The organism is Photorhabdus sp. RM96S, assembly GCF_042879335.1.
In the GTDB taxonomy this organism is placed as follows: Bacteria; Pseudomonadota; Gammaproteobacteria; order Enterobacterales; family Enterobacteriaceae; genus Photorhabdus; species Photorhabdus kayaii.
The window spans coordinates 40,811-51,532 of record NZ_JBHFKT010000005.1 but is presented as its reverse complement, the minus strand read 5'-3'; the positions used below and the strand labels follow the sequence as shown (position 1 = coordinate 51,532).

The 10,722-nt window shown below is 37.7% G+C and carries 9 protein-coding genes; 1 reads left to right on the top strand and 8 read right to left on the bottom strand.

Features of this window, described 5'->3' with window-relative positions; translation table 11 throughout:
• Nucleotides 1-149 precede the first annotated feature (149 nt).
• The 6 genes from ACGF49_RS04345 to ACGF49_RS04320 form a co-directional block, all read right to left on the bottom strand.
• Complete coding sequence (locus tag ACGF49_RS04345; protein ID WP_113040616.1) at nucleotides 150-683, bottom strand: hypothetical protein; 534 nt, start codon at nucleotides 681-683, stop codon at nucleotides 150-152.
• Nucleotides 684-1,231: 548 nt separating this feature from the next.
• Nucleotides 1,232-1,375, bottom strand: coding sequence for a hypothetical protein (locus ACGF49_RS04340; protein WP_158536453.1), 144 nt, complete (start codon nucleotides 1,373-1,375; stop codon nucleotides 1,232-1,234).
• Nucleotides 1,376-1,586: 211 nt separating this feature from the next.
• Nucleotides 1,587-2,579: a fimbrial protein gene (locus ACGF49_RS04335; RefSeq protein ID WP_262978448.1), complete on the bottom strand. Its 993-nt coding sequence runs from the start codon at nucleotides 2,577-2,579 to the stop codon at nucleotides 1,587-1,589.
• Nucleotides 2,580-2,598: 19 nt separating this feature from the next.
• Complete coding sequence (locus ACGF49_RS04330) at nucleotides 2,599-5,220, bottom strand: fimbria/pilus outer membrane usher protein (RefSeq protein ID WP_387489822.1); 2,622 nt, start codon at nucleotides 5,218-5,220, stop codon at nucleotides 2,599-2,601.
• Nucleotides 5,177-5,851 (bottom strand): molecular chaperone, encoded by a 675-nt coding sequence (locus ACGF49_RS04325; RefSeq protein ID WP_228902816.1) that lies wholly within the window; start codon nucleotides 5,849-5,851, stop codon nucleotides 5,177-5,179. Before ACGF49_RS04325 ends, ACGF49_RS04330 begins: the two co-directional genes overlap by 44 nt.
• A gap of 113 nt (nucleotides 5,852-5,964) precedes the next feature.
• Nucleotides 5,965-6,495: a fimbrial protein gene (locus ACGF49_RS04320; protein WP_113040612.1), complete on the bottom strand. Its 531-nt coding sequence runs from the start codon at nucleotides 6,493-6,495 to the stop codon at nucleotides 5,965-5,967.
• Between the two features lie 532 nt (nucleotides 6,496-7,027).
• On the opposite strand from ACGF49_RS04320, the gene ACGF49_RS04315 reads away from it, so the two are divergent.
• The gene (locus ACGF49_RS04315; RefSeq protein WP_113040611.1) at nucleotides 7,028-7,870 is read left to right on the top strand and encodes an alpha/beta fold hydrolase; all 843 of its coding nucleotides are present in this window, start codon (nucleotides 7,028-7,030) and stop codon (nucleotides 7,868-7,870) included.
• Nucleotides 7,871-8,263: 393 nt separating this feature from the next.
• Here the strand turns inward: ACGF49_RS04315 and ACGF49_RS04310 are convergent, their stop codons facing one another.
• Both ACGF49_RS04310 and ACGF49_RS04305 read right to left on the bottom strand, forming a co-directional pair.
• Nucleotides 8,264-9,655: an amino acid permease gene (locus ACGF49_RS04310; protein ID WP_113040610.1), complete on the bottom strand. Its 1,392-nt coding sequence runs from the start codon at nucleotides 9,653-9,655 to the stop codon at nucleotides 8,264-8,266.
• Between the two features lie 245 nt (nucleotides 9,656-9,900).
• Nucleotides 9,901-10,032 (bottom strand): hypothetical protein, encoded by a 132-nt coding sequence (locus ACGF49_RS04305; protein ID WP_262405092.1) that lies wholly within the window; start codon nucleotides 10,030-10,032, stop codon nucleotides 9,901-9,903.
• Between the last annotated feature and the right edge of the window lie 690 nt (nucleotides 10,033-10,722).

Genomic DNA, 10,722 nt, shown 5'->3' with positions numbered 1-10,722 from the left:
TTCGCTCCCTTGCCGTCGCGATGCATCTTGAAATCCATTGGGTATAAAACGAATGAGCTGGTTAGCAGGTACTTTCCGTATGTTTGGCTTTGTTAGCTTCAATGAAAGCATTAACCATAGCGGTTTTATTTTTGCGGTTACGAGCGTAGTCAGCCTGAGTTGCCTTCTTCTTGGTTGCTGTAGCACGTTTTAACAACATAATCGCCTCCTCCTAAATCTTCATACTCTAATATTAATCTTGACTGTACCTTTTGTAAAAGTCTTTCATAGGTTCTTTTATGAGAATCACTGTAACCACTAAAGTACAAGTAATGAACTTTAGATTCTTCAATATAATCCAGAATGTATGATATTAAAACATTAAAAAAGTAGTTATTTTCATTTCTATTGTAATGAACAGCTTTATCTATTTTATCAAATGGAGTCCTACCGTTTAATTCGTCTGTAGGGATTAATTCATAAGCTTGATCGAAAAAGATAATAGACACAGCAAATAAAATTTTGGGATTAACATCGTACACTTCAGCAATTCTTTCGGCTCCGACAACATCGTCAGTTAATGGAAAGAATACCAACCGAAAGGTTTGTGGTTTTTTGCCGTTAAAAGTGAATTCAATATCGTAACTGCTAATCTTACCGATTCCACCAATGGTTTTATTCTTGAGACTATGATACTTGGTCATTCTTTAACACTGTTGCTGTTTGAATAGTGGTTTATTATACCAAAATTCCTTTGTCACTATTCTTTCTAATTATCTAATATGCGAGCGGGTTCCAAATTTTATGTAGTTGCGTCATTCAGCTAATTGGGTTTCCACGCCCGGTCACAAATTTATCTGTGACGTATTTGACTTACCTGAACCTAAACAACACGTCAATAAAATTTATTGAAAATAATTGTTAATTGTGTTAGAAAACGCTATTTTTACCACTAATACTTTATTTCATTCTCATTTATGATGACATTATGGATTTTTTTTAAACAAGGTGTGCAAAATGCCATTCATCGCCATGTTTTTTATGTCAATTATAACGTTTTTCTTCTTAACTATATTAGTTAACTATTTTTTCATATTAGAACGAAATGTAAAAAAACCATATGGGTATCGTTATTAATGGCTGTTATTTTCATATTCAGCCTCTTTGCCCCAACAATTCTTTATCAAAATATTTTCTAGTTGACAAATATATTTCATATAGTCGCTCATTAAATGATCGACTAATGGCTGTTTTATCGATTGTTTTTATTGACCAAGGCAGTGATCTTACGCTCTAATGTATTACTCTGGTAGTTGATAATAATGTTGATAAATATTATATACCCGTCATCTTTCAAGTTGCCTCTTTGTTGGCTGCACTCACTCACCCCGGTCACATAGTTATCTATGCTCCCGGGGATTCGTTCCCTTGCCGTTATATTACTCCGACTATTGCATTTATTGACTCTAATAAAGAAAAAATATTTTATATATAATGTTGTGATTTCACGAAGAGAAATTTTCTCAAAGATTTTTCAGATAAAAACAATCAAATAACAGCGCATCAGCCAAGAAATAAACTTTCTATAACTGATGCAGATAAATTAATTACTGATAAGTTAATGTCATTGTTGCGGTTACATTTGCCTGCCCAGGGGTAATATTGCGATCGGTCTGAAAATAGCGGGCGTGTAAAGGGATAGATAACTTCCCACCTGAATAGCTATTACCAATATTGATTTGTGAATGGATAATGACAGGTTGGTTGTTATAAAGAATTTGCATACCTACACCGGAAGCAGTTGTATGATTATCATTTTGATCAAGCGCCCATACGTGATATAAGTTATTTTTTGCTTTCTTTCCGTCGAGCATTAATTGAATCTGGACATCATCATCACAATCTAAAATAATCTCAAAATCTTTCCCTCCTGCGGTGCTATTAATACCAGAAAAATCTATTTTTTTGATATCTCCCATAGGAACAGTAATATTGGTATCTTTCAGCGAACAGCTTTTAGTAATAATTCGGGTATTTCCCAAACGGTAAGTATGCACGATGTGGTTATTTACCCGTGCTTGAATTAACTGCTCATTTTTGACAAAACCAGAACCTGTTGTTGGTGCTATTTTTATTAGCTGAATGGTCAAATAACCCCATGTTTTACCACAATACCAACGACCAGAATTGTCGCAGCTTACGGGGTTATTAGCAATACGGGGTAACCAGTCGATACCATAGCCGGGACTCCAAGTATTTATTCTTATACCTACACCGGGAATACCGGACTCGTAAATAGCATCCTTGTTGTATTCTGCACTTTTGTAGGATGTGTATCCCCATGACGTATTAACATTTGTATCGCAATAGAAGATATTGTTTTTATTGTCTAATTCATCTGCCCGATATTCATAAATTGTTGTGCCAATAGGTTGATCCCTTGGAACATATAAGGTTCCAAAAGAGAGATGAGTGATTTCTGATTTAAATCCTTTCTCAAACTGGCAGTTAGCGGCAAAACTATAAGAACTGACTATCAAACCAATTAATAAGTTGGTGATAATGAGAAAATATTTAAGTTTATTGTAAATATTAAACATAGCGTTTTCCTGTGGGTGGTTATTTACAGTGAGCTGCCATTATATAAATACCGGATAAAGGACTTTTTTCCGGTAATTTGTAATTAACAACACATTCCTGAATATCTTTATAACCCCATTTAACGAATAATCGTCCACTATCGGGTAGACCAGTGAGGTAAACTTGCCCTTCATGACTAACAATAGCGCTATTTACTTCATCGATATCATGGCGTTTTTCTAACGTGACAACTGCACCAAAAGGAATAGGATTTTCTTGATAATAGAGATTGATGAGAACTCTGTGACCTATCCGGGTTTTAAAATCGGCCAGGACTAATGCCCCACGAGTAGGAATAACGGTTTGGGCATTAACGTCAATATCGACATTATCTGCTAATGAATGTGTATCCAGTGCAATCCGATTTTTCCGGTAACTGCTAACATAAGGAATAATCGCATAGCCATTCCAATCGGTGGCAATCCCAACATTATTTTGGATCTTTATTCCTTGAGCGCCATCAGCCCGGACTAATGCCAATGTCTCTCCCAAATGTTGTGAAAGCGTAATGCCGTATGGGTGAGCAACAATACCTCCTTGAAGACCGTAATTTAATTGGTGCGAATGACGATCATAGCTGTAACCAGTATTAAGTTGACCATAAGCGCCTTTATATTCCGCATGAATATGACCGCCAGCGCCAGTACCGTGATTCGTGTAACTCTGCTGTAAACTGTAGATTAAATTATCGTCTTCCAGCGCTGTGCCACTTAAACCCACTTGATGGGAAATGTCTTTGTTTTTATTGGTATTAAAATTATAACTAGTCCAGCTATTCTTTAGCCAGCGATCTAATGGAATTTGTATGCTGAATGAAAAGATCTGCTCATTTTTATCCGTATCTGGAAGTTGGCTGTAGGTATAATTCAAGCTGTAATTAACATTATTATAATTAGTGCTATAACCTGCGTTGATATTACGTTCATAGCCAGATTGTTGCCAGTAATTTTGTTGAAAGGCGGACAGATATAAACTGCCAAAATTTCCCAGAGATTGATTAATATGCAGTTGTAATTTACTTCTTTTATTGGTGCGGTAACGCCAGTCACTTTTATTAGCATCATCTATGTCATTGGCTTCTTTAAAATCATAAAAACCACGTGTCGAATAACGATAACCTGCCAGAGTAAAATTAGTTCCTGTTAATGAAAGGTCTTTTGCATATTGAAAACGGTAGGATTGCCCTTTGGTACTTATATTAGATGGTAAATCGGTGTTAGCGTGAGTGATGTCAAAAGAGAGAGAACCCAATATACCAAAGTTATAACCTGATCCTAAAGCAACGGATTGATAATCTTTTGAAAAAATCGTACCACCATAGGTAGTGATATTATTAGAAAAACCATAGATTAATGCGCCTTGGGTAAAATTAGGTTCTCTCCCATGATTATTTGATAATTGATATTGGCCCAGTGTTATCGAATATTGCAAGCCTCCTTCCCGTAACATAATCGGTATCGTCGAAAAAGACTGAGTTGATCGATATTCCTGACCATCTGCTTCCTTGATAATAACTTCCAAATCTCCACTTGTTGTCGTTGGGAAAAGGTCATTAATGACAAATGGGCCCGGTGAAACATAAGTTTGATAAATGATATAGCCGTTTTGTTTGATTGTAACTTGAGCATTACTTTGAGCAATTCCTCGGACACTAGGAGCGAAACCTTGTAAGCTGTCTGGTAACATATTGTCATCAGAAGCTAATTGTAAGCCACGGAATTGAACACCCTCAAAAATATAGGAGGAGGTAAAGCTATCACCTAGCGTTAATTGTCCTTTTAGTGCGTGAATATCCCGTTGTAAATAGGTGTTAATACTTTTCCAACTTTTATCACGACTGGTATAGGTAGAATAATGGCGTAGGCGCCATGCTTGCCAATTAGCGCCTGTTCGAAGATTTAGATAATGGGTCTGCGTAGAGCCGGATGGATTATCTTGCCAGGTATTTGAACCACTATAATTATAGTTAATCAGTAATGAAGTTAATCCTTGCTGCCATAATTCAGGCGAAACATAACCTCTTGCCTGATTGTGTAATATTGCTTGTGGAATACTGATATCCAGCCTTTGCTGACTAAAATTGAAGATGGTGCTTGCTGATGGAATATATTGACTTAAATCAGACAACTCTGTTTCTGGTGGTAAACTGATCAGCTCTGGAAAGCTATCAACTTTTACTCCCATATCCTGTAATTGCTGAATTGTCAGCTTGGGTAGCAATTTATTATTTATCGTGACAAAGGTTACGTTCCTGGTATCTATTTTATCTCTATTAAGGTAAATATCTACCCAGTAAATACCGGGCGGATAGTCATCTTGCGTGAAAATAGAGAGATCAATGTCTTCAGGTGAACCAAAATCAGTACCTATTTCCAGTGCATGAATGTTGAAATAATCTTCAGAATAAGTTTTAGCCGGGTAAAAAAGTACGCCAACAGCGATAAATGGCACTAATAAGAGCCATGAATGTTCAATATTGTATGGTTGCTTATTAATCTTATGCTGTGAGTACTTTCCCATAATTAATTTTCTGGCGTAGAGTAATGTAATAGTTTTATTAAATGGTTGTTTTTTCCTCGGCAGTAGCACCACCAAAATCATTAATTGCTTTCCAATTTACCTGTTTTATGTTCTTTGCCGGCAGAGGCCAGCTTAGTTGGCTAAAGGGCTTAATCATGCCCGCAGGTTTTATTTCATGTTGATCTACTTTAAGGTAAGAGAATGAAATGAAGTAAGGGGTGGGGTTCTCTGCGATCAATGAATTATTTTCCGTACGGAATTTGAGTTTTTTGTATGCGGTACTTGACTTTTCTGTTAAATTTGCAGGGCGGTAAAACAATTTAAACTTTGACTTAACTGTTATTTGCAATTGATTCTGATCTGATTTCACCGAGGTAGGAATAGACTTTACATTTAACCAAAAAAGTGATTCCCGATCTTGAGGCAGATTACTTTCTGTTTTTACAATACGCAGGATATTTTCATGGCCTGCTGTGAGTTTAAAGATGGGAGGAGTAACGATAAAAGGGGTTTTCGTATTGTCATTTTCATCTTGGATCCAAGATTGAATCAGGTAAGGGGCATCTTTTTCCGGGTTATTTATAGAAATAGACGCTTCTTTTTTGTCACTCATGTAAATAACACGAGTTCCACCAATGACGACACCTGCGATAGCGAAATTTATGCTGATGATATATAGAAAAATTATTGTCAATAGACGTTGATACTGCACAGTAACATCTCCGTTTTATTATATTATTTTGTGGGATTTGCGGGCATCCATGCCCCGTACTTCTTTATTAGAAACAAAACGCGGATGAAGTTCTGTTCTAAATTTGGCCTGCTTTAGTTATAAACAATCGTAAAATTAGCGACTGCATCACCCGATCCTGGGCTAATTGCTTGAGCTGTTGCAACATATTTTGCAATGAACTTCAGTTCTGCGGTTTTTTGATCAGTAAAAGCCTGGAGTTTGGAAGCTTGTGCCAAAGGAATTAGCGTTGAATTATCTTCTTCATAGATACCAACAGCAACACCACCAGCAACTTCTTGACCTTTATCATTGGATAAAGCCAGAAGATTATTATTTTTACTGTCTATCTGCCCGTCAAATTTAACTTGTGCATGGGTATGCTCTGGTGGGCAATCACTCATTTTAATACTAAAGGGGGTGGCAGCCGCAGTACTATCTACACCACTAAATGCAGTTGAGCTAATTGTTCCCATGTTTACGTTTTGGTTCGCAGAGTCAGTATCGATTTTACAAGCATTAGAGATGATATTACCGGTAAAGTTAATCTTTCCGTCCGCTGCATTTGCTACAGGAATAAGTACAGAAGATACAAGTAAGGATGAAATAATCAGTTTAGCTTTCATTGTAAATAGATCCTAACCCTAACGTGCATGGCGTCAGGGAAGTAGAAATATTGATTTAATTGGAACTGTATAAACATCAATACAGCATGTAAATATTCATAGCTTTTATCCGATAACAACAACGATAACTCAAAATGTGTCTTTTTAGGGATAAAGTTAGGCGATCATAGCGATTAATTATGAAAAATCCAAAGAATGACTCGATAATATATTATATTTAAGATTTTTATCTGCATCTTTTACTTAAACAGGATTATTTTTTAATATTAATGTTATTTATTATATGTAATAAATCATTATGCTGGTCAATGAGAATATCTTTTAATTAATAATTGGTTAGAAAATTAATTGTGATTTATATCACAATTAATTTATTACACTTAAAAAGTTATTTTTTTGCTGTTCTATCATTTCTCGCTAATATTTTTTCTCCTTGAGAATGTTTATTCTAAGAAGTAAGTCATCTGGATTAAATGGCTCTATAGTTTTCTCATGTGAACTTTCTATTATAATTAACTCTGTAAGGAAAAAAATGAAACAGTTCGTCTTTGCATTAGGATTCTTGTCCATCGTGTTTGCAGTCGCGCAGCCCGTCTTAGCCACGGAAGTAGAGCAGAAAACCGTCACCAATGGTGCGGCGCTGATCGAATATTCGATGCGCGGGGAGGGACCGCTGATTGTGATGATTGCTTCAACCGGGAGGGGAACAGCGGAGTTTGCGCCACTCGCGAATCAACTAGTGGCACGCGGCTATCGCGTTGCTCTGCCCGAGCCGCGCGGAATCTCGGGGTCGACCGGACCCATGGAAAATGTGACTTTCCACGACTTTGCCGGCGATTTTGCGGCAGTAGTTGCGGCGGAGGGAGGTAAGGCAATTGTGGTGGGGCACGCTTATGGCCATTGGATCGCCAAGACGATTGCTTCGGATTATCCCGAAATGACGCGTGGCATAGTACTTCTGGCAGGGGCGGCGAAATCTTGGCCCTCGGAGCTCTCGGATGCGATCATGGTGATTAGTGATCCTGAATCCACTCGTGAGGAGCGGCTGACGAAACTTAGGCTTGCCTTCTTCGCGGCAGGCAATGATCCAACGCCTTGGCTTGAGGGTTGGCATGCTGATGTCATAAAAAGTCAGTCTTCGGCGCGCGAGCTAACCAATCGCAAGGATTGGTGGGCTGGCGGGGCGGTGCCAATCCTCGATCTACGGGCTGGTTCCGACCCGTTCCGACCTGAATCGTCTCGGATGGAGGCGAAGGATGAGTTCGGTAACCGTGTTACTGTCGCAGTGATTGACGGGGCCAGCCACGCGCTACCTGCTGAGAAGCCGATCGAAGCAGCGGATGCAATTGCGGATTGGTCCGACAAATTGAAATAACTTAAGGACAATATCTGGTTTCTATCAGGGCATTCGTAACGAATTTTGTTTTGGTGCGAATGCTCTAGGCAGAGACGATTCCAATAGGACAAATATAGATACCAGTTTTACACCTTTGCCGATGATGATCTGGAATAGGGGGTTGAGGTCCAGCCACGCAAAAAACCACGCTAAGAGATTATGTATCTGTTATATATGACTTTCTCTACCTTTCAAATTCAACCGAATTGATTAAAGAATCATACCAATCAAGTTGTATTAACAATATTAGTTACAACATACTTATAAAGATAACAACAACAAAAATATGACAGAACAACGAAAAACCAAACAAACTGCTATATGAAAATCCAGAAAGCCATTACAAGAAAATAATGGCTGGATCTGACGAGATTACTTGATTAGCAACCCAGTGGCAGGGATTGCTGTTATCAGCAATGCGACAATAGTGAGCTTTTCAGCCAGATGTAAGCTATTTTTCTGCGGGTTTTGGCGGCGTGCATACAAAAAAACAATAAGACCTGGCGCATAGAGAACAACAGACAATAGCAAATTCATCAAACCGGATGCATAAAGCAGCCATATGCCATAAATGCATGTTCCAACAGCAATGAGTAATAACCCCTTATTGCTACGATCAAAAGCGACTTTTAAAAGAAATGCTCCGACAAGGAAATAGGGTACTAAAATCATTTCTGATGCAATTGTCAGCAATGAATTGTAGTTGCTTCCACTCAACCAGATCAAAACGAGAGAGAGTTGTACCGCGCCATTAGTGAACCACAATGAAGATGATGGCGAATTATTGCGGTTTTGCCGGTTAAATACTTTTGGAAAAGAGCCGTGTTGGGCAGCGATAAATGGCACTTCGGCTGCCATGATTGTCCAACTCAGATAAGCACCACAGACGGAGACAATCAATCCGGCAGCAATAATGATTTCACCTGCGGAACCAACAAGTCCTACCATCAGGTTTGCCATTGATGGATTGCGCATTGCTGCTAACTCAGGTCGTGGTACTAATCCAAGGGAGAGTAGGGTGACCAAGATGTATATTGCTAACGCCGCAATGACAGCCAGCATGGTTGCAATACCCACATCTGTCCGTTTTTTCGCTCTGGCTGAAACCACAACAGCACCTTCAATACCAATAAAAACCCAAAGGGTAATTAACATGGTATCTTTTACTTGTTGCCAGACAGGAACCCCTAGATCGATGCCTTTAAAGTCGAAATGAAAGATATCCATTTTGAAAGCTATGGCGGCAAGTATGATGAAAGCACCTAAAGGCAGTAATTTTGCCATTGTCGCCAATTTGTTGATTCCGGCTGCGGTTTGAACGCCGCGGAGTACTAACCAATGTACGAACCAGAGTAGAATAGATTCTCCCAATAGGGACTGCCAAGTATTGCCGTCACCAAAGATGACAATGCCTTCTTTATCAGTAAAAAAACTTAGAGCGGCAAAAACGATAACCAGATAGGAAACGTTGGCAACGACTGCGCATAACCAATATCCCCAGGCAGAGCAGAAGCCTATTAGCTCACCAAAGCCCTCTTTGGCATAAGTGAAAATCCCTCCATCAAGATCCGGACGAAGACGAGAGAGCAGTAACAGTGCGGTAGCCAGGAACAGGATACCGACACTTGTTATTCCCCAGCCGATCATTAACGCTGCCGGGCTGGCGATTTCAGCCATATTCTGCGGTAAGCTGAAAACACCCGCACCGACCATAGAGCTGAGTACCAGAGCAGTAAGAGCTGTGAGACCTAGTTTCTTTTCCAAAAATATGTTCCTAATATGACATAAACTGCATTATTAACCAGTTTGTTATCCTGATCACAAAGGTGAACTGGGTATCGGGTTTTCATCGCTTCCAAGCTGTACAGGGCGGAGAAACAAACTGATTGAACCTAGAAATAGGGGGGGATTCTACGAAGGGTATGAGCTGGATGCAATGGTTTTCTATGCAAATAACTATAAAATTTATGCATTATTTGATGGTAAATTTAGTGAGATACAATTTGTTTTTATAAGCTGATATGAGTTACTTTTATCATGCTGTTTATTGTACTAAGGTAAATAGGTAATAAGCATGAATTACTATACCCGTCATCTTTCAAGTTGCCTCTTTGTTGGCTGCACTCGCTCACCCCGGTCACATAGTTATCTATGCTCCCGGGGATTCGCTCCCTTGCCGTCGCGATACATATTGAAATCCATTGGTATAGTGTTATTACTAATTAAGTAATTTTTATTTTAATTTTTTCGATCGATCTCAAAATTTAATAAAAATAATTGTGAAAGATAAAGTTTTATCTCTAATTTATCTCTAATTTACCTCTAGTTTTCATTTTGTTATGCAATATTATTGCTAAGTAATAATAATCTCTTGTTTTTATGTCATATTATTAAATTAATCTATTAGATATATAATTTCATAATGTTATGAATATCTTATTAAATTAAAAAGATGTAATGTTTTTTAATTCGTTGATTTAATTTAAATATTTTTTCGATTTTAATTGATTTTGTTAATCTTATATTCAAGTTAATATATTTTTCATTGATTTTTCTATCAGTAACTAATTAATTTCCTACAATGTGATATAAAACTAATCTTATATAAAAATAAAAAAAATCATGTTGACAACGACTGTTTTGATTTATATTGTTTGTGAAAATATTACTCTGTGATTTATTAACTTATTTTTCTTGTATATGTTTTTAATTTTCAGGAATGATTATATGTACGTATGCCAAAAAATATTCTTAGATGGTTAGAGGACAGTTGTCATTAAAATTTTTATCTTTTAGGTGCCGATGAATGGCTCAGTATTAAATATTCATAA

Coding starts and splice junctions, on each gene's coding strand:
- ACGF49_RS04335 (WP_262978448.1), bottom strand. CDS start 2,579: ATGTTTAATATTTACAATAAACTTAAATATTTTCTCATTATCACCAAC.
- ACGF49_RS04330 (WP_387489822.1), bottom strand. CDS start 5,220: ATGATTTTGGTGGTGCTACTGCCGAGGAAAAAACAACCATTTAATAAA.
- ACGF49_RS04320 (WP_113040612.1), bottom strand. CDS start 6,495: ATGAAAGCTAAACTGATTATTTCATCCTTACTTGTATCTTCTGTACTT.
- ACGF49_RS04315 (WP_113040611.1), top strand. CDS start 7,028: ATGAAACAGTTCGTCTTTGCATTAGGATTCTTGTCCATCGTGTTTGCA.
- ACGF49_RS04345 (WP_113040616.1), bottom strand. CDS start 683: ATGACCAAGTATCATAGTCTCAAGAATAAAACCATTGGTGGAATCGGT.